The sequence below is a fragment of the Dysosmobacter sp. genome, assembly GCF_034093755.1.
Taxonomy (GTDB): domain Bacteria; phylum Bacillota; class Clostridia; order Oscillospirales; family Oscillospiraceae; genus Oscillibacter.
Map to the genome: position 1 here is coordinate 38,714 of NZ_JAXEBZ010000078.1, position 19,400 is coordinate 58,113.

At 63.9% G+C, this 19,400-nt stretch carries 18 protein-coding genes; 11 read left to right on the forward strand and 7 right to left on the reverse strand.

All coding sequences use genetic code 11. From position 1 onward, the window contains the following. Positions 1 to 8: 8 nt before the first annotated feature. A complete protein-coding gene (locus SOX55_RS10595) occupies positions 9 to 1,283 on the reverse strand; it encodes a galactokinase (protein ID WP_325287422.1) in 1,275 nt (424 codons plus the stop codon). A gap of 149 nt (positions 1,284 to 1,432) precedes the next feature. Between SOX55_RS10595 and SOX55_RS10600 the strand changes: the two genes are divergently transcribed. The 5 genes from SOX55_RS10600 (at position 1,433) to SOX55_RS10620 (ending at position 6,612) form a co-directional block, all read left to right on the forward strand. Further along, the gene (locus SOX55_RS10600) at positions 1,433 to 2,260 is read left to right on the forward strand and encodes an AraC family transcriptional regulator (RefSeq protein WP_325287423.1); all 828 of its coding nucleotides are present in this window, start codon (positions 1,433 to 1,435) and stop codon (positions 2,258 to 2,260) included. 365 nt (positions 2,261 to 2,625) lie between these two features. Beyond that, entirely contained in the window at positions 2,626 to 3,672 is a 1,047-nt protein-coding gene (locus SOX55_RS10605; RefSeq protein ID WP_325287424.1) for a galactose ABC transporter substrate-binding protein, read from the forward strand. A 157-nt stretch (positions 3,673 to 3,829) separates the two neighbouring features. Next, positions 3,830 to 5,338, forward strand: coding sequence for a sugar ABC transporter ATP-binding protein (locus SOX55_RS10610; RefSeq protein WP_325287425.1), 1,509 nt, complete (start codon positions 3,830 to 3,832; stop codon positions 5,336 to 5,338). A gap of 15 nt (positions 5,339 to 5,353) precedes the next feature. Beyond that, positions 5,354 to 6,337 (forward strand): galactose/methyl galactoside ABC transporter permease MglC, encoded by a 984-nt coding sequence (locus SOX55_RS10615; protein ID WP_325287426.1) that lies wholly within the window; start codon positions 5,354 to 5,356, stop codon positions 6,335 to 6,337. 59 nt (positions 6,338 to 6,396) lie between these two features. Further along, positions 6,397 to 6,612: a hypothetical protein gene (locus tag SOX55_RS10620; protein WP_325287427.1), complete on the forward strand. Its 216-nt coding sequence runs from the start codon at positions 6,397 to 6,399 to the stop codon at positions 6,610 to 6,612. A 42-nt stretch (positions 6,613 to 6,654) separates the two neighbouring features. On the opposite strand, the gene SOX55_RS10625 is transcribed toward SOX55_RS10620, so the two are convergent. From SOX55_RS10625 to SOX55_RS10645, 5 genes are all read right to left on the reverse strand, one after another. Beyond that, a complete protein-coding gene (locus SOX55_RS10625; RefSeq protein ID WP_325287428.1) occupies positions 6,655 to 7,425 on the reverse strand; it encodes a sulfite exporter TauE/SafE family protein in 771 nt (256 codons plus the stop codon). Between the two features lie 5 nt (positions 7,426 to 7,430). Continuing rightward, positions 7,431 to 8,267: a deoxyribonuclease IV gene (locus SOX55_RS10630; RefSeq protein WP_325287429.1), complete on the reverse strand. Its 837-nt coding sequence runs from the start codon at positions 8,265 to 8,267 to the stop codon at positions 7,431 to 7,433. A 107-nt stretch (positions 8,268 to 8,374) separates the two neighbouring features. Next, positions 8,375 to 8,875 (reverse strand): GreA/GreB family elongation factor, encoded by a 501-nt coding sequence (locus tag SOX55_RS10635; protein ID WP_325287430.1) that lies wholly within the window; start codon positions 8,873 to 8,875, stop codon positions 8,375 to 8,377. A gap of 3 nt (positions 8,876 to 8,878) precedes the next feature. Then, positions 8,879 to 9,286, reverse strand: coding sequence for a cell division protein SepF (locus SOX55_RS10640; protein WP_325287431.1), 408 nt, complete (start codon positions 9,284 to 9,286; stop codon positions 8,879 to 8,881). Between the two features lie 89 nt (positions 9,287 to 9,375). Further along, positions 9,376 to 9,723: an arsenate reductase family protein gene (locus tag SOX55_RS10645; RefSeq protein ID WP_325287432.1), complete on the reverse strand. Its 348-nt coding sequence runs from the start codon at positions 9,721 to 9,723 to the stop codon at positions 9,376 to 9,378. A 136-nt stretch (positions 9,724 to 9,859) separates the two neighbouring features. Between SOX55_RS10645 and SOX55_RS10650 the strand changes: the two genes are divergently transcribed. The 6 genes from SOX55_RS10650 to SOX55_RS10675 all read left to right on the forward strand — a co-directional run bounded on the left by SOX55_RS10650 (position 9,860) and on the right by SOX55_RS10675 (position 16,794). Further along, the gene (locus tag SOX55_RS10650) at positions 9,860 to 10,720 is read left to right on the forward strand and encodes a patatin-like phospholipase family protein (protein WP_325287433.1); all 861 of its coding nucleotides are present in this window, start codon (positions 9,860 to 9,862) and stop codon (positions 10,718 to 10,720) included. Between the two features lie 203 nt (positions 10,721 to 10,923). Then, on the forward strand, positions 10,924 to 12,675 hold the full coding sequence (locus SOX55_RS10655; protein ID WP_325287434.1) for a Na/Pi cotransporter family protein: 1,752 nt from the start codon (positions 10,924 to 10,926) through the stop codon (positions 12,673 to 12,675). Between the two features lie 288 nt (positions 12,676 to 12,963). After that, positions 12,964 to 13,815 carry a transporter substrate-binding domain-containing protein gene (locus SOX55_RS10660; protein WP_325287435.1) on the forward strand — a complete coding sequence of 284 codons (852 nt, stop codon included), beginning with the start codon at positions 12,964 to 12,966 and terminating at the stop codon, positions 13,813 to 13,815. A 95-nt stretch (positions 13,816 to 13,910) separates the two neighbouring features. Beyond that, positions 13,911 to 14,684 carry an amino acid ABC transporter permease gene (locus SOX55_RS10665; protein ID WP_325287436.1) on the forward strand — a complete coding sequence of 258 codons (774 nt, stop codon included), beginning with the start codon at positions 13,911 to 13,913 and terminating at the stop codon, positions 14,682 to 14,684. Then, the gene (locus SOX55_RS10670; protein ID WP_325287437.1) at positions 14,671 to 15,393 is read left to right on the forward strand and encodes an amino acid ABC transporter ATP-binding protein; all 723 of its coding nucleotides are present in this window, start codon (positions 14,671 to 14,673) and stop codon (positions 15,391 to 15,393) included. The genes SOX55_RS10665 and SOX55_RS10670 overlap by 14 nt, the downstream gene beginning before the upstream one ends. A gap of 108 nt (positions 15,394 to 15,501) precedes the next feature. Then, the gene (locus tag SOX55_RS10675) at positions 15,502 to 16,794 is read left to right on the forward strand and encodes a M15 family metallopeptidase (protein ID WP_325287438.1); all 1,293 of its coding nucleotides are present in this window, start codon (positions 15,502 to 15,504) and stop codon (positions 16,792 to 16,794) included. Between the two features lie 211 nt (positions 16,795 to 17,005). Here the strand turns inward: SOX55_RS10675 and SOX55_RS10680 are convergent, their stop codons facing one another. Beyond that, positions 17,006 to 19,393 carry an endonuclease MutS2 gene (locus SOX55_RS10680; RefSeq protein ID WP_325287439.1) on the reverse strand — a complete coding sequence of 796 codons (2,388 nt, stop codon included), beginning with the start codon at positions 19,391 to 19,393 and terminating at the stop codon, positions 17,006 to 17,008. Positions 19,394 to 19,400 lie beyond the last annotated feature (7 nt).

Genomic DNA, 19,400 nt, shown 5'->3' on the forward strand with positions numbered 1-19,400 from the left:
ATCCTCCCTTACGCCAGCCGCGCGCCGCCCACGGGACGGATGCGCACCACATGGCAGCTGCCCTTGCCCAGCACCGCCTCGGTGCGGGCCCTGAAGTCCTCCAGCATGTCCAGGGGCACGTAGGCCTGGGCGGTGCCGCCGAAGCCGCCGCCGTGGACCCGGGCGGCGCCCCGGTCCCCCAGCAGGGCCTGGCACAGCCCGATGGTCACCAGCAGCTCCTGATGGGTGGTCTGGCCGGTGGGGGTCACGTTCTGCAGGTACTGGGTGGAGGAGGCGCCGGACCGGCGCACCAGCTCCAGATACGTTTCAAAGTCGCCGGCCTTCAGGGCCTCCGCCTCGGCGGCGGCCCGGCGGTTCTCGGCGTAGATGTGCATGGCCCGGACCACCGCCCGGTCGCCGGCGGCCTGCCGCACCCGGGGCAGCTCCGCCAGGAAGTCCGCCTCCGGCACCTCCCGCAGCACACTCTTGCCGAAGCAGGCGCACACGGCCTTCAGCTCGTCGGTGATGGCGGCGTACTCGGCGGTGAGGTCCGCGTGGTCCGCGCCGGAGTCCAGGATGCACAGGGCGTAGCCCTCCCGGGCCAGATCCAGCTCCATCCGCTCCACCGCCGGATGGGCGGTGTCGGCAAAGTCGATGGCCACCACGCCGCCTACGGAGGAGGCGGTCTGGTCCATCAGCCCGCAGGGCTTGCCGAAGAACACATTCTCCGCGTACTGGCCGATCTGGGCGATCTCCACGGCGGAGCAGCTGCCGCCGAAGAACAGCTCATTGAGGATGGTGCCCATCAGCACCTCAAAGGCGGCGGAGGAGCTGAGGCCGCTGCCGCCGGGGACGCTGGAGATCATGTAGGCGTCCAGCCCGGCCCCCTGCAGCGGGCACCCCCGGGCCGCCAGGCCGGCGGCCACGCCCCGGATCAGGGCGGCGGTGGTATTCTCCTCGCCGGCCATGGGGCTCAGCTCCCGCAGGTCCACCACCAGCAGGGGATAGCCCTGGGACTGGACCCGCAGCATGCCGCTCTGGTTGGGGGACACGGCGGCCAGAATGTCCAGATCCACGCTGGCGGCCAGCACCCGGCCGTGCTGGTGGTCCGTGTGGTTGCCCCCCAGCTCCGTGCGGCCGGGGGCGCTGAACAGAGCCTCCGCCTCCGCGCCGAAGATCCGCCGGAAGCCGGTGAGCACCTCGGCGCAGCGGCTGTGGGCGGTGTCCAGCCCCTCGGGGCCGTACAGGTGAACAAGGGTGTCGTCAAAGGCGCCCTGCTGCAGGCGCTGGATCAGGTTTTCCATGCGGATTCCTCCCGTCACATTTCTTTTCGGTTATAGACTACCAGCCGCACCCCCGGTTTTCCATGGGTTTCTGTGATCTCGGACCTGGATTTTTGTTGCGAAATGGTTTGCGCCGGTGTACACTGGAGGAAAGAGAGGAGGCGCTGCCCATGACCGGCGATTTCAAGTATTCCTTCAAGGCTCCCTCCCGGGCGGAGCTGGCGCTGACGGTGTACAACGCGGGGTTCCAGAAGTGCGGCCCCGGCTACGGCTGGGGACCCGGCGTCCGGGACCACTACCTGCTGCACTATGTGGTGTCCGGCCGTGGGTTCTATGAGACGGAGGGCCGCGTCTACTCCCTGACGGCGGGGCAGGCCTTTCTCTCCCGGCCCGACGTGCCCATTTACTACCACGCCCATGAGGAGGACCCCTGGGAGTACTACTGGGTGGGTTTCTCCGGCCCGGCGGCGCCGCTGCTGCTGGCCCAGACCCCCTTCACCCGCCGCTGTCCCGTCATCACCCCCGCCGCCGGGGACGCCCTGCGCCAGGGCCTGCTGGACATCTACAAGGCCCGGGGCGCCGACTATCCCAGCGCCGTGCGGATGGCGGGATATCTCCAGGCGGCCCTAGGCCTGCTGATGGACAGCGGTCCCCGGAAGGGGGAGGCCCCCCTGTCCATGTACGCCCGGCAGGGGGCCGCCTTCCTGCAGCAGAACTACTCCCGGTCCATCACCGTGGAGGACGCCGCCCGGCAGGCAGGGGTCAGCCGCAGCTACCTGTACCGGGCCTTCCAGGCGGAGTTCGGCTGCTCCCCCAGCGTCTACCTGATCCGCTACCGCATTCAGCGGGCCTGCCAGCTGCTGCGCCACAGCCGGCTGTCCGTGGACGCGGTGGCCGCCTCCGTGGGGTTCCAGGACCCCTTCTACTTCTCCCGGGCCTTTCACCGGGAGACCGGCAGCAGCCCCTCCGCCTACCGGGCCGCCGGAAAGCCCTCCTGACGCCGCCGTGATTTTTACCGGAAATACTGCGGGAAAGCCTGTTAATCGTTTAAAGAAAACGTTTTCCCAAAATGGAATCTTCGGTTTATCCCCTTTATTTTTCCATTTTCCGTCGTTTTGCACAAATCCCATTTTCCACCCGGCCAGCTCCGGGAAAAACGCCTGCGCCGCAAGGCTTTCCCGCTCTTTTCCGGGTACCGCTTTATCCTGATAGCGCTTCATTCCGCTTGCAAATTTGATAATTTTTCGACCGTCTTCCCGGAAATTTTATTGACATCTCCCAAAAACGGTGTTATGGTGAATTTAACAACAGGAAAAGTTTCTTGTTGCAAAAATCACCGTTTTTTGAAAGAGAGGATTCACCCATGAAGAAGTTCTTCGCACTCGTGCTGGCCGGCGCTCTGTCTCTGAGCCTGGTCGCCTGCGGCAGCAGCTCCGGCAGCTCCGCCAGCGCCCCCGCCGCTTCCGCCGCCAGCTCCGCCGCTGCTTCCGTCGCCCAGGAGGTCAAGGAAGGCGGCACCGTCGGCGTCTGCATCTACAAGTTCGACGATGCGTTCATGACCACCTACCGCAACGCCCTGCAGGAGATTCTGGAGGGCAAGGGCTACACCGTCACCGTGGTGGACGGCAACAACGACCAGGCCAAGCAGAACGAGCAGATCAACACCTTCATCACCCAGGGCGTTGACGCGCTGATCATCAACCCCGTCATGACTTCCGCCGCTGCCACCATCATCAGCACCGTGAAGTCCGCCAACATCCCCACCGTTCTGATCAACCGTGAGCCCACCGCCGACGAGATGGCCGCTTATGACAAGCTGGTCTACGTTGGCTGCGACGCCCGTCAGTCCGGCACCATGCAGGGCGAGCTGATCCTGGACACCGCCACCAAGGGCGACATCAACGGCGACGGCAAGGTCTCCTACATCATGATCCAGGGCGACCCCGAGAACATCGACGCTCAGTATCGTACTGAGTTCTCCGTGAAGGCTCTGACCGACGCCGGCATGGAGGTTGAGCAGCTGAACCTGACCCGCGGCGACTGGGACCGTGAGAAGGGCCAGACCATCTGCGCCAACGACCTGGCTCAGTTCGGCGACAAGATCGAGGTCGTGTTCTGCAACAACGACGATATGGCCATCGGCGCCCTGCAGGCCATCCAGGCTGCCGGCCGCAAGGTCAACGAGGACATCTATCTGGTCGGCGTTGACGCCCTGGCCGCCGCTCTGAACGAGGTCAAGGCCGGCAACATGACCGGTACCGTTCTGAACGACGCCAACGCCCAGGCCTCCACCGCCGTGGAGTGCATGGAGGCCCTGCTGGGCGGCACCACTTACGCCGCCGGTCAGCAGAGCGTGTACGTTGACTACGTGAAGGTCACCCCCGACAACGTGGGCGACTTCATGGGCTAACCGCTCCGTCCGATTCATTCCGGAACATGTTTGCGAGGGGTGCGTGTGCATAAGCGCACGCACCCCTTTCTTACTACCGACTCTCCGGCGGCGATTGAAAGCAGCCTGCTCCGCCGGCGGGTTGTGATCCATCAAATCCAAAAAGGGGGCCAGTGAATTGTCTGAATATCGTTTGGAAATGCGCGGCGTTGTCAAAACGTTCCCCGGCGTGAAAGCGTTGGACCACGCGCAGCTCAATCTGCGGCCCGGCACCGTCCACGCACTGATGGGTGAGAACGGCGCGGGCAAATCGACCTTGATGAAGTGCATGTTCGGTATCTACCACATGGACGAGGGCGAGGTCATCTACGAGGGGGAGCCGGTCCAGATCAAGGGACCTCTGGATGCGCTGAACCGGGGCATCGCCATGGTGCACCAGGAGCTGCAGCCCATTCCGGAGCGCAGCATCGGCGAGAACATCTATGTGGGCCGCTATCCCACCAAGAAGCTGGGCCCCATTACCGTGGTGGACCACGAGAAAATGTACGCGGACGCCGCCAAGGTGCTGGAGGAGGTCCATCTGAACTTCGATCCCAAGGCCAAGCTGGGCACCCTCAGCGTGTCCCAGATGCAGCTGGTGGAGATCGCCAAGGCCGTCTCCGCGGACTGCAAGGTGCTGATTCTGGACGAGCCCACCTCCTCCCTGACCGCCGCCGAGGTGGAGGCCCTGTTCACCATTGTGGACGAGCTGCGGGAAAAGGGCGTGTCCATCGTGTACATCAGCCATAAGATGGACGAGATCCTCCGCATCAGCGACGAGGTCACCATCATGCGGGACGGCCAGTACATCGGCACCTGGGCCGCCAAAGAACTGACCACCGACATGATCATCACCAAGATGGTGGGCCGGGAGCTGTCCAACCTGTATCCCCAGCGGGAGAACGTCCCCGGCGACGTGGTGTTTGAGGTGAAGGACTTCACCTCCATCAACCCCAAGAGCTTCCGCCACGTGGACTTCACCGTCCGCAAAGGCGAGATTCTGGGTGTGGCCGGTCTGGTGGGCGCCCAGCGCACGGAGCTGATGGAGGGCCTGTTCGGCCTGCGCTGCCACACCACGGGCTCCATCACCTACAAGGGCCAGGAGCTGAAAATCAACCAGCCCCGGGACGCCATCAACAGCGGCATCGCCATGCTGACGGAGGACCGCCGGGCCACCGGCATCCTGGGCGTGCTGTCCATCGCCGACAACGTGGCCATCTCCTCTCTGAACAAATACCTCATCGGCGGCATCATGCTGGACGACAAGAAGATCGAGCAGCTGGTGCAGGAAAACGTGGCCAAGCTGTCCATCAAAACACCGTCCTCCAAGACGCTGATCCAGTCCCTGTCCGGCGGCAACCAGCAGAAGGTGCTGATCAGCCGGTGGCTGGCCAACGACCCGGACGTGTTTATCCTGGACGAACCCACCCGCGGCATCGACGTGGGCGCCAAGTACGAGATTTACTGCATCATTGCAGAGCTTGCAAAGCAGGGCAAGAGCATCATCATGATCTCCTCCGAAATGAGCGAGCTGATCGGCATGTCCGACCGCATTATGGTCATGTGCGATGGCCGCGTCACCGGCTTTATCGACGGCAAGGACGCCAATCAGGAGAACATCATGGCACTGGCGACCCAGTTTGAATAAGGAGGAGAGAACAACATGGAGAAAAAGTTTGACATCAAAAAATTCATGTCTGACAACGCGATCATCATTCTGATCGTGGTTCTGGCACTGGGTGTCGGCCTCAAGACCGACAACTTCTTCAGCATCAACAACCTGCGCAACCTGATCATCAACGTGTCTCCCCGCTTCATCATCGCCTGCGGCGTCTCCGGCTGCCTGATCACCAAGGGTACCGACCTGTCCGCCGGCCGTCAGGTGGGTCTGGCCGCCTGCCTGTCCGCCATGATGCTCCAGAGCGTGGACTACGCCGCCCGGATGCTGCCCGGCTTCCCGGACATTCCCTGGTTCGTGGCCCTGATCATCGTCATGGTCATCATGGGCTGCTTCGGCGCCGTCAACGGCTGCGTCATCGCCTATCTGAAGGTTCCCCCCTTCATCGCCACCCTGGGCATGCAGACCATCGTCTACGGCCTGTGCTCCGTCATCACCGACAACCAGCCCATGGGCGGCTTCAAGAGCAGCTACTCCCAGGTGGCTCTGGGCTCCATCGGCCCCATCCCCTATCTGGCCATCTTCGCCGTCATCGTGGGCGTGTTCATGTGGTTCCTGTATAACAAGACCCGCCACGGCAAGTACATGTACGCCATCGGCGGCAACGAGAACGCCGCCCAGGTGGCCGGCGTCAACGTGACCGCTACCCTGATCCGCATCTACGTGCTGGCCGCCATGCTGTACGCCCTGGCCGGCTTCCTGGTGGGCGCCAAGGCCGGCGGCGCCTCCACCGCCACCGGCAACGGCTACGAGCTGGAAGCCATCGCCGCCTGTACCATCGGCGGCGTCTCCACCAACGGCGGCGTGGGCAAGGTGCCCGGCATCCTCATCGGCGTGCTGGTGTTCGAGATTCTGAAGATCTGCCTGCAGTTCCTGAAGGTGGACCCCGCTTACACCTACATCGCCCAGGGCCTGGTCATCATCGTGGCCGTCGCTCTGGACCTGCGGAAGTACCTGGCCAAGAAGTAATTTACCCAAACATTTCGGGAGGCCACTGGCGTGGCCTCCCGTGCTTTTAAGGAATGGATATGGAAGAAAAACGCGGCGAACAGACCCCGGAGCAGCAGTTGGAGCAGCCGGAGCGGCAGCGGCCCGATCCCAGCCAGCTGAACGCCATCGAAAAGGTCTACGAGAACTTCCGGGGCATCAACCCGAAGCATCTGGACATTTTCATCGGCTGCTGCATCGCGGCGCTGGTGCTGGTGATCCTCATCGGCGCCCTGAAGGGCAACGGAATCCTGTGACAAAGCAAGCGCGGTGCAATGCACCGCGCTTGGATTTTCGCTTTACACCAGGACCTCCCAGATCATCTTCGCAAACAGCAGTCCCAGCACCACAAAAATCATGCCCCGGACCTTCTGGCTGCCGCCCCGGATGGCATAGCGGGCGCCGGCCAGGTTCCCCAGCACGTTGCACACCAGCGCCGGCCCCACCAGCGGCCACAGCACCTTTCCCGCCAGAATCCACACCACCACGGAGGCCACGTTGGAGGCCAGATTCGTCACCTTGGCGCAGCCGGAGGCCGTCAGCAGGTCCATGCCCAGCACCAGGGTGAAGGACATGAGCATGAAGGTGCCGGTGCCGGGCCCCAGCAATCCGTCATACATGCCCATCACCAGTCCGATGAGAGCGCTGAGACCGTGCTCCTGCGCCGCCGACCAGCGGCGCTCCTCCGCCGGGGCCTTGCCGAAGTCCTTTTTCACCACCAGAAGCACCGCCACCACCGGCAGCACCGCCACCATGCAGATCTTCAGCACGTCCTCCGGACACCAGAGAGCCAGCCGCGCACCGATGGCCGCGCCCACCAGGGCGCCGCCGGCGGCCCAGATGGCCGCCCGCAGGTTCACCTTGCCGCTGCGGAAATACCGCCAGGCGGCCGCCGATGTTCCGATGCCGTTGACCACCTTGTTGGTGCCGGCGGCCAGATGGGCCGGAATGCCCACAAACAGGTAGGCCGGCAGGGAAATCAGCCCGCCGCCTCCCGCCACGGAATCCACAAAGCCCGCCAGAAACACCAGCGGACACACCACCAGGCAGGTGGTCAGAAAATGCTCCACCGCCGTCACCCCCGTTCCGCCGCCTGCCGCAGCAAGGCGATCTCCGCGGCGTAGCCCGGCAGCTCGTTGGGGGTCTCCAGACAGAAGGGCAGGTCCCGCAGGGCCGGATGGCACACCACCCGGGTCAGGGCCTCCAGGCCGATCTCCCCCTGTCCGATCTTCTCGTGGCGGTCCTTCCGGGCGCCCCGGGGGTTTTTGCTGTCGTTGAGATGGACGGCCTTCAGCCGCTCCAGACCGATCACCCGGTCAAACTCCTCCAGCACCCCGTCCAGATCGCCGATGATGTCATAGCCGCCGTCGGAGACGTGGCAGGTGTCCAGGCAGACGCCCATTTTGTCCTGCAGCTCCACCCGGTCCAGAATGGCCCGCAGCTCTTCAAACCGGCCGCCCACCTCGCTGCCCTTGCCCGCCATGGTCTCCAGCAGCACGGTGGTGGTCTGGTCCGGCGTCAGAATGGTGTTGAGGGTGTCGGCGATGAGGGCAATGCCCGTCTCCACCCCCTGGCCCACGTGGCTGCCGGGGTGGAAGTTGTAGTACTGGCCCGGCAGGAATTCCATGCGCCGCAGATCGTCGGCCATGGTCTCCCGGGCGAAGGTGCGGGTGTCCTCCGAGGCGGAGCAGGGGTTCAGGGTGTAGGGCGCGTGGGCAATGACCTTCGCGAAGCCCTCCCGGGCCATCAGCTCCCGCAGCGCCGCCGCGTCCGCCGGATCGATGGCCTTGGCCCGGCTGCCCCGGGGATTGCGGGTGAAAAACTGGAAGGTGTCCGCTCCGATCTCCAGAGCCGTCCGGCCCATGGCCAGAAAGCCGTCGGAGGAGGACAGGTGACAGCCAATGTGCAGCATATTCGTTTCTCCTTTGCAGGTATCAGTCTCCGGTTCAGTGTATCACGATGCCGGAAGCCTGGCAAGGGCAAAAACAGCCGCCGCGCGGGAGGCGCGGCGGCTGTTTCTCAGTAAGCGGAGATGTCCAGGGACTCGTCGTCGGTTCCCTTTTCAATGGACCGGATCACCACCGTGTATTTCAGCTCCGGACTCACCTCCACGGTGACCCGGTCCCCCACCCGATGGCCCATCAGCGCCCGGCCCACCGGGGATTCCTTACTGATCAGGCCCTTCAGAGCGTCCTGGCGCAGGGTGGTGACAATGCGGATGGTCATCTCCTGGCCCATCTTCTCGTTGAGGAAGGTCACCCGGTCAAACAGGCCCACCCCCTCGTCCTCCCGCACCTCAATGACTCTGGCGGTGCGGATCATCCGCTCCAGGTAGCGGATGCGGCTGTCATTCCGGTTTTTGGCCTGCTTGGCGCACTTGTACTCGTAGTTCTCGCTGAGATCGCCGAAGGCCCGGGTGGTCTGCACCTCCTCAATCAGCTTGGGACGCAGCTCCCGCACCCGGTAGTCGATCTCCTCCTGCATTTTTCTGATGTCAACTTCCGTCAGTTCGTCATACATGGTTCAATACTCCAATTCCGAATCAAAAACCCCGTTGGTAAGGGCATCCAGCACGCCGCCCTCGAACTCCACATTGAAGGGCACGATCATGTAGGTGTTGGCGGCGATGCGGGAGATGGCGGCATCCAGGGCGTAGGCCACGCCGGACAGCACGTCCAGAATGCGGCCCATGGGCGCCCGGTCCACGCCCTCCAGATTGAGAATCACCGTCATGCCCGATTTCAGCTCCTCCGCCACGGCAGGCACGTCCTCCAGCCGCTTGGGCTGGGCAATGATCACCCGCAGCCGGGTGGTGGCCCGGACGCTGAATTCCCGGTCGCTGCGGGGCGCACGGCCCCCCTCCGGCCGCGCCCAGGCGGCGCTCATGTCCTCGTCCTCATCCCTGCCGGTCCAGCGCTTCCATCTCTCCATCAGTTCCATGTTTTCCGCCTGTCCTTCCCCCGTGATTGCCGCCCATTATAGCACGCTTCCCCTGTCCGGAAAACCCTGATTTTGGCGGCTTACAGCAATTTTTCCCAGTCCTCCTGCCGGAAGCCCACCAGCACGGCCTCCTCCGTCACCAGAATGGGCCGCTTCACCAGCATCCCGTCGGAGGCCAGCAGCGCCAGCTGCTCCTCCTCGCTCATCTCCGGCAGCCGGGCGGACAGCCCCAGGGCCCGGTACTGCTGGCCGCTGGTGTTGAACAGCTTCTTCAGGGGCAGGCCGCTCTTTTTCCACCACTGCCGCAGCTCCTCCGCCGCGGGGGGCTGCTCCTTCACGTCCCGGACCTCAAAGGCCGCGCCCCGCTCCTCCAGGAGCTTCCGGGCCTTTTTGCAGGTAGAGCACTTCGTATAGCAGACAAACAGCATGATCTTCTTCCTCCCTGTCAGTTTTTGTGCTGCTCCCAGTATAGCAGAGGGAGCGAAAAAACAAAATCCCCCTTTGCTATTTTTTCAAACGGGTATATAATACAAAAAACTGAACCTTTTCCACAGGAGGCCTGTTATGAAAACTGCCATCGTCATGGAGGGCGGCGCCCTCCGCACCATATATTCCGCCGGCGTCTGCGACGCCCTGCTGGACGCGGACCTGATGCCGGACTACTTTGTGGGCGTGTCCGCCGGGGCGGCCTACGGCGTGTCCTACCTGTCCCGGCAGAAGCGGCGGAACCTGCAGATCGTCTGCAACTACGCCAACGACCGCCGCTACATGGGCATCGGCAACCTGCTGAATCCGAAAAACCGCTCCTATTTCGGCCTGGACTTCTCCTACCGGGAGATTCCCGACCACCTGATCCCCTTCGACTACGACGCCCTGGCCCGGTATCCCGGCGAGGCGGAGGCGGTGGTCACCAATCTGGACACCGGCAGGGCGGACTACCTGCCCATTGACCGGGGCCACGATCCGGAGGGCATCCTGCAGGCCACCTGCGCCATGCCCTTGCTGTTCCCCATCTACCACATCCACGGCCAGCCCTATCTGGACGGCGGCTGCGCCGACCCCATCCCCTACCAGCGGGCCTTCGACCGGGGCTGCGACCGGGTGGTGGTGATTCTGACCCGGGAGCGGAGCTACGTCCGCCGCCGGGAGAAAACCGAGGGACTCATTGAGCACCATTACCGGAACTACCCCAACTTTGTGGCCGCCATGCGCCGCCGGACGGAGGACTACAACCGGTGCCGGGAACGGCTGTTTCAGCTGGAGCGGGAGGGCCGGGTGCTGGTGCTCTCGCCGGAGTCCACCGCCGGGTATTCCCGGACGGAGAAGGACGTGGAAAAGATCCGCGCCCTGTGGCAGAACGGCTACTTCGACGGCCGCCGCATGGTGGCTGCCATCCGCACCTTCTGGGGGCAGGACGTGCTGTAAAGACACTTCCCCCGCTTTCTGTCCGCTGTCAAAAGCCTCCCCTGGCTGGGGAGGCTTTTTTGTGGAAATCCACAGATTTTACACAGATTTAACATGAACCGGAAAATCCCATCTTTTCGACGCCGGATTTTACATATATAATACAAGTGTATGTGCAATGTAAAAGACCTGTAATCTCTGTCAAAGGAGCGTAAGAGCATATCATGGATATTTTCTCTCTGCTGACTCTGTGCGGCGGTCTGGCGTTCTTCCTCTTCGGCATGCACACCATGTCCAAGAGCCTGGAAAAGATGGCCGGCGGCAAGCTGGAGCGCACCTTACGGAAGATGACCTCCAGCCCCGTGAAAAGCCTTCTGCTGGGCGCCGGCATCACCATTGCCATCCAGTCCTCCTCCGCCATGACGGTGATGCTGGTGGGTCTGGTAAACTCCGGCGTCATGGAGCTGGGCCAGACCATCGGCGTGATCATGGGCTCCAACGTGGGCACCACCCTGACGGCGTGGATTCTGTCCCTGTCGGGGCTGGAGTCCGGCAACGTGTGGATTCAGCTGCTGAAACCGGAGAATTTCTCCCCCGCCTTCGCTCTGGTGGGCATCATTCTGATCATGGCCTCCAAAAAGCCCAAGCGCCGGGATATCGGCAACATCCTGGTGGGCTTCTCCATCCTGATGTACGGCATGGAGCTGATGAAGGCCGCCATGGCGCCTCTGGCGGATATGCCGGAATTCGAGACGCTGCTCACCGCCTTCAACAACCCCCTGCTGGGCGTGCTGGTGGGCGCGGTGTTCACCGGCGTCATCCAGTCCTCCGCCGCCTCCGTGGGCATTCTCCAGGCCCTGTCCCTCACCGGCAGCCTCAGCTTCGGCATGGCCATCCCCATCATCATGGGCCAGAACATCGGCACCTGCGTCACCGCCGTGCTGTCCTCCATCGGCGTCAACCGCAACGCCAAGCGGGTGGCCATGGTCCACATCTCCTTCAACCTCATCGGCACCACCGTGTGCCTGATCCTGTTCTACGGCGGCAACCTGCTGTTTGACTTCGCCTTCCTGGACCGCACCATTGACGCCGTGGGCATCGCCTTCTGCCACACGGTGTTCAACCTGTTCACCACCGCCATTCTGTTCCCGTTCACGCGCCAGCTGGAAAAGCTGGCGTGCTGGGCGGTGAAATCCGAGACCAAGGCCCAGAGCTTCGCCTTCCTGGACCCCCGCCTGCTGCGGACCCCCACCATGGCCGTCAGCGAGTGCACCGCCATGACGAACCGCATGGCCCAGACCACCCACGAGATGCTGCTGTTGTCCCTGCAGCAGCTGTGGGATTACTCCCCCGCCCGGGAGGCGGAGATTCTTTCCAGCGAGGACAAGCTGGATATCTACGAGGACCGGCTGGGCAGCTTCCTGGTGGAAGTCTCCCGCCACAGCATGACCGGCGCCACCAGCCGGGAGGTCTCCCGGCTGCTGCGGGCCATCAACGACTTCGAGCGCATCGGCGACCACGCCCTGAACATTCAGGAGTCCGCCCAGGAGCTGCGGGACAAGGAGCTGAACTTCTCCGACGCCGCCCGGGACGAGCTGAAGGTGCTGGTGTCCGCCCTGACGGATACCCTGGACCGCACCTTCGCCAGCTTCCAGGAAAACGATCCCCGGTCCGCCGCCCACGTGGAACCCATGGAGGAGACCATCGACCGCCTGACGGAGGAGATGCGCCTGCGCCACACCGAGCGGCTCCAGAGCGGACGGTGCACCATTCAGCTGGGCTTCGTGCTCAACGACCTGCTGACCAACATGGAGCGGGTGTCCGACCACTGCTCCAACGTGGCCCTGTGCGTCATCGAGGCGGCGGACAACTCCATCGACCCCCACGCCTACGTGCAGGACCTGCGGGCCAACGGCACCACCTTCGCCGACGAGCTGCGGGAGGACATGAACCGCTACCGCCTGCCCCGGAACTGACCTGTTTTTGAAACCGGCTGAGGCTCTGTCTCAGCCGGTTTATTCATGTATATACACTTCATTTCATTCCATTATGCATGCATATTCCCGGAATGTCAGGATTTTCGCCTGCATAATCACATTTTTTGGTTAATATTTATTCACTTTTCTCTGCAAAACCATTGACATCCGCCCGGGGAAGTGGTATGGTAGCCATATTCTGAAGGGGACCTGTTTTTCCCGTTCCCCAACTTGTCTGTCCGCCCGGCAGGGCGGCTCGCAAAATCCATACGTAAAGGAAGATTCGTTATGAAGAAGTTTCTGAGCATGGCTCTGGCCCTGACCATGGCCCTGAGCCTGGCCGCCTGCGGCGGCAACAGCACCTCCGGCAGCTCCGCCGCTCCCGCCGCCCCCGCGGCTTCCTCCGCAGCCTCCTCCGCCGCCGCTCCCGCGGCCCCCGAGCTGAAGACCGTGGAAGCCGGCAAGCTGATCATGTCCACCAACGCCCAGTTCCCTCCCTATGAGATGGTGGCCGACAACGGCTCCTTCGAGGGCATTGACGTGGAGGTGGCTCAGGCCATCGCCGAAAAGCTGGGTCTGGAGCTGGTGATCGATGACATGGACTTTGACGCCGCGCTGCTGGCTGCCCAGCAGGGCAAGAGCGACATGGTCATGGCCGGCGTCACCGTCAACGAGGAGCGTCTGCAGGTGATGGAGTTCTCCGACTCCTACGCCAACGGCGTGCAGGTGGTCATCGTTCCCGAGAACTCCGACATCGCCTCTGTGGATGACCTGTCCAATGACAAGATGATCGGTACCCAGCGCGGCACCACCGGCTACATCTACTGCTCCGACACCGTGGAGAACGGCGGCTACGGCGAAGACCATGTGACCGCTTATGACGACGGCGCCACTGCTGTTCAGGCCCTGATCAACGGTCAGGTGGACGCCGTGGTCATCGACAACGCCCCCGCTCAGGAGTATGTGAAGGCCAACCCCGGTCTGAAGATTCTGGACACCGAGTTCACCAATGAGGACTACGCCATCGGCATGGCCAAGGGCAACACCGCCCTGCTGGAGGCCATCAACGGCGCGCTGGCCGAGCTGACCGCTGACGGCACCCTGCAGTCCATCGTGGACAAGTACATCCCCGCCGAATAATTCCGGTTTTACATGCTGCGTCCGAAGGGAGCGGCCCAACTGCGGGCCGCCCCTTTCGTTGTCATTTTCAGTAAGACAGAGAGAGGAGAATGTCTGTGAACTGGGCACAGCTTTATGCTGAACTGTCCGCGCAGTTGAAGGCCGGCGGTGACCTGACCTTCTGGCAGGACTTTTTCGTAAGCTTCTACAAGGCTTTCATCGAGGGGAATCGCTGGCAGCTCTATCTGCGGGGCGTCGGCTCCACCCTGAAGGTCACTGTTCTGGCGCTGCTGATGGGCGTGGCTCTGGGCGTGCTGGTGGCAGTGATCCGGACTGCCCACGACCAGCAGCGCCCCGGCCGTCACAACCCCATTCTGGGACTGTTCAACTTCGTCTGCCAGATCTACACCACGGTCATTCGCGGCACCCCCATGATCGTACAGATGCTGATCATGGGCAGTGTGGTGTTTGCCAGCAGTCGGAATTTCACCGTCATCGGCACCATCGCCCTGGGCATCAACTCCGGCGCCTACGTGGCGGAAATTGTCCGGGCGGGCCTGATGAGCGTGGACGTGGGCCAGAGCGAAGCGGGCCGGTCCCTGGGGCTGGGCTATGTGGACACCATGCGGTTCATCATCATCCCCCAGGCCTTCAAAAACATTCTCCCAGCTCTGGGCAATGAGTTCATCACCCTGTTCAAGGACACCGCCCTCATCACCACCATCGGCGGCAAGGAGCTGCTCTACGCCGCCCAGGCGGTGGGCGCCAAGACCTACAGCGTCATGTTCCCCTATCTGGGCGTGGCGCTGATCTACCTGCTGCTGGTCATGGTCATGACCTGGCTGCAGGGTAAGCTGGAAAGGAGGCTGCGCGAAAGTGATCGACGTTAAACATCTTACCAAGGCTTTCGGCGACCACGTGGTGCTGGATGACATCTCCGAGCACATCTCCCCGGGCGAAAAAGTGGTGGTCATCGGCCCCTCCGGCTCCGGCAAGTCCACCTTCCTGCGGTGCCTGAATCTGCTGGAAACGCCCACCTCCGGCGACATCACCTTTGACGGCACCGTCATCACCGACCCCAAGGCGAACATCAACGCCATCCGCCGCCAGATGGGCATGGTGTTCCAGCATTTCAACCTGTTCCCCAACATGACCATCCGGAAGAACATCACCCTCTCCCCCGTCCGCACCGGCCTGATGAAGCAGGACGAGGCGGACGCCGAGGCAGTGAAGCTGCTGGAGCGGGTGGGCCTGGCGGACCGCATCGACTCCTACCCCGCCCAGCTGTCCGGCGGCCAGAAGCAGCGCATCGCCATCGTCCGTGCCCTGGCCATGCGGCCCAAGGTGATGCTGTTTGACGAGCCTACCTCCGCCCTGGACCCGGAGATGGTGGGCGAGGTGCTGGAAGTCATGAAGCAGCTGGCCGACGAGGGCATGACCATGGTGGTGGTGACCCACGAGATGGGCTTCGCCCGGGAAGTGGGCAGCCGGGTGCTGTTCATGGACGGCGGACACATCATGGAGCAGAACGAGCCTCACGAGTTCTTCGCCCACCCCCAGTGCGAGCGCCTCAAGACCTTCCTGGACAAGGTACTGTAAATTCTCAGGGGCGGCCCGATTCCGGGCCGCCCTTTTGTTACCGTTTTGTGGTGATTTCCGCCGGCCCGTCAGCTATGATGGGGCCAAATCCTTTTTCGGAGGTGCGCCATGAAGCGACTGCTGCCCCTGTTGCTGTCCCTGACATTGCTGTGCGCCGGCTGCGGCGCGCCCGCCCCCTCCGGCGGCAGCCCATCGGCGCCTCCGGCGGAGAGCAGCGGTCCCGCCCCGGAGTCCTCCGGGGAAGCTGCCGTACCCGGCCAGACACCCGAAACGGACCATCTGCCGGAGACTGACCCTCTGCCGGAGGCGGACAGCGATCCGGCGGAAAGCTACACCCTGGACAAGGCCTTCACCACCGGCGGCCGGGAGCTGACGGCGCGCCTCCACGGCACCATCGACCGGACCGACGGCTGCGAGCGCTGCGGAGTCTACAAAATCGAAGTTCTGGAGGGGGAGACGGTTCTCCAAACGCTGCTGGTGAAGGACGCCATCGACGCCGCCTGCGCTGCCGCTGGCACGGAAAACTACGGCGACGAGGACCGCACCAACTATTTCACCATCGACAGCGGGCTGGCGCTGGAGGACCTGAACTTCGACGGCTGCCCGGACCTGCGGCTCATTCAGGCACTGGGAACGGTGAACGCCTCCTGGCTCTGCTGGCTGTGGGAGCCGGAGAATTCCCGGTTTTCCTACGCCTTTGAGCTGGTGGGTTTCGAGCTGACCGCGGACCCGGAAACCCGGCAGATCATCACCCAGGCCCGGGACGGCTGGGGCCTCTACTACACCGACTGCTACCAATACAACAGCGGCGCCGGGAAGCTGCTGCACGTGGGACAGATGGTGGAGAATTTCTGTCTGGAGGAGGCCGCGGAGCCGGAGGACGCGCTGGTGTCCGTGTGGGAGTACCTGCCCAACGTGAGCGTGGAGCTGAAATACGCCACCGCCGACAACTTCACCGGCCAGGTGATCTATGACAGCGCCGACGCCCGGCTGCGGCTGGGCACGCTGCGGAAGCTGCAGAAGGCCCAGGACCGGCTGGGCGCGGAGGGCTACCGCCTGCTGATCTGGGACGCCTACCGTCCCCCGGAGGCCCAGTGGAAGCTGTGGGAGCTGTGCCCGGACCCCAATTTCGTGTCGGACCCCAACCGGGGCTTCTCCCGTCACAGCCGGGGCAGCACGGTGGACGTGACGCTGGTGACCCTGGACGGCGAGGCGGTAGAGATGCCCTCCGGGTTTGACGAGTTCTCCCCTCTGGCGGACCGGGATTACAGCGACGTGTCCGACACCGCCCGGGCCAACGCGGAGCGGCTGGAGCAGGCCATGACCGCCGCCGGCTTCCGGGGCTATGACAAGGAGTGGTGGCACTACTCCGACACCACGGATTACCCGGTGATTCAATAAGCAAAAGAGTGGCTTTCCCGAAAGGGAAAGCCACTCTTTTGCTCTTATTTCAGCGTCACTACCGTGACGCCACTCTCGCCTGTTCCCACCGGCTGTCGCCGGCGGGAGCCCTTTTCCATTTCATCGCGACGGGCGGAGTAAATCCGCCCTGCGGCAAGGTTTTGCTGCGCAAAACGCTTGGACGCCGCTTCCGCGGCGGGGCGGCGAAGGCTCACTTCAGCGTCACTACCGTGACGCCACTCTCGCCTTCGCCGTAGACCCCCAGGCGGAAGCTTTTCACAGCCTTGTTCCGCCGCAGGATGTCGTGGACGGCCTTCCGCAGCGCCCCCGTGCCCTTGCCGTGGATGATGGTGACCGTCTCCAGACGGCCCATGACGGCGCTGGACAGGAACGTCTCCACCACCGCCTCCGCCTCGATGGTCTCCAGACCCCGGATATCCAGCTCCGACGCAGCGGCGGACCGCAGCGGCTGGCCCGCCCCCCGCTTCACGGACACGGCGGGCTTTTTGCCCTTCTTCTCCGGCTCCTCAATGAGCCGCACCTCGTCGGCCTTCACCGTCATTTTCAGCACGCCGGCCTTCAGCTGCAGCGACCCGTCCTTGTTGACGGCCACCACCTCCGCCGGCTGGCGGACGCCGGGCAGCTCCACCAGATCCCCGGTGCGGATGGGACGGCTGGGCTTGGGAATGGGCTCCCGCTCCTGGGACCGGACTCCCACGGCGGCCTCCGCCTCGTTCAGCTGGCGGCGCAGCTCCGCCCGGGCCTCGTTTTCGTTCTCCACCCGGGCCATCCGGGCCTGCTGCTTCTGCATCTCCGTCAGCTGGGCAAACACGCTGTCCGCCGTCTGGCGGGCGTCCTTCAGGATGCGGCGGGCCTCCGCCTCGCCCTTGCTGCGGGCATTCTCCTTGGCCCGCTCCATCTGCTCCCGGAACTCCCGGGCCTTGCGGGCGTCCTCCTCCCGCCGCAGGTACAGCCTGTCCACCTCCTGCTGCTTCTTCTCCAGGGCCTGGCGCTTGGCCTCCAGCTGGGTGAGAACATCCTCAAATCGGACGCTCTCGCCGCTCATCTGCTTCTGGGCATCGTCGATGACGTCCTCCGGCAGACCCAGCCGCCGGGAGATGGCAAAGGCGTTGGACTTGCCGGGAATGCCGATCAGCAGCCGGTAGGTGGGGCACAGGGTCTCCACGTCAAACTCGCAGGAGGCGTTCTCCACCCCCGCCGTGGTCATGGCGAAGGTTTTCAGCTCCGCGTAGTGGGTGGTGGCGGCCACCTTGGCCCCCGCCTGCCGCACCCGCTGGATGACGGCAATGGCCAGAGCCGCGCCCTCCACCGGGTCCGTGCCGGCGCCCAGCTCGTCAAACAGCACCAGGGAGCGGCTGTCCGCCTCCTGCAGAATGGCCACAATATTCACCATATGCGCCGAAAACGTGGACAGGCTCTGCTCAATGCTCTGCTCATCGCCCACGTCCGCCAGGATGCCCCGGAACACGGACACGGCGCTGCGGTCCCCGGCGGGAATCTGCAGGCCGCACTGGGCCATGAGGCACAGCAGCCCCAGGGTTTTCAGGCTGACGGTCTTGCCGCCGGTGTTGGGGCCGGTGATCACCAGGGTGTCGAAGGTGGCGCCCACCTCGATGTCGATAGGCACGGCCCTGGCCTGGTCCAGCAGGGGGTGCCGGGCCTTCCGCAGGGTCACGCTGCCGTCCCGGCGGATCTCCGGCCGGACGCAGTTCAGCTTGTAGGACAGCTGGCCCCGGGCGAAAATCAGGTCCAGGTGCACCAGGGCGTCATAGTCCCACCGGATATCCTCCCGGTGGTCCGCCGCGGCAGCGGACAGCTCCGCCAGAATCCGGTCGATCTCCTTTTTCTCCTTGGCCTGCAGCTCAATGTATTCGTTGTTGGCCTGCACCACCCCCATAGGCTCCACAAACACCGTGGCGCCGGAGGCGGACACATCGTGAATCAGGCCGGGCATGTCGCCTTTGTGCTCCGCCTTCACCGGCACCACAAACCGGCCGTCCCGCTGGGTGATGATGCTCTCCTGCAAAATTTTGGAGTAGGAGGGGGAGGACACAATGCGCTGGAGAATCTGGCGGCTCTTGGCCTGGGCCGCCCGCATGTGGCGGCGGATGTCCGCCAGCTCCGGGGAGGCGGTGTCGGCAATGGTGTCCTCGTCCAGAATGGAGGACTTGATGCGGTCCTCCAGGAAGCGGTTGCCGTGGAGGGACAGAAACAGGTGGTCGATGGCGGTTTTTTCCGCCGCGTCGTCGTTGAAGTACTCCCGGGCACGGCGGGCGCAGGTCAGCAGTCCCGCGATGGTCAGCAGCTCCCGGGTGTTGAGGCTGCCGCCCCGGTCCGCCCGGTCCAGGGCCTCCGCCACCGGCTTCACCCCGGAAAAGGAGGGGCTGCCCCGCAGGCCGATCATGATGCGGGCGGCCTCCGTCTGGTCCTGCAGCCGCTCCACCTCCTCCGCCTCCGTCTCCGGCCGGATGGTCCGCGCCCGGCGCTTGCCCTCCTCGCTGACGGCCAGCTGGGCCAGCAGCTCCAGCACCCGGGGCAGTTCCAGCGTCCGGATGGATTTTTCAAACAATTCGCTCATAGTCGCC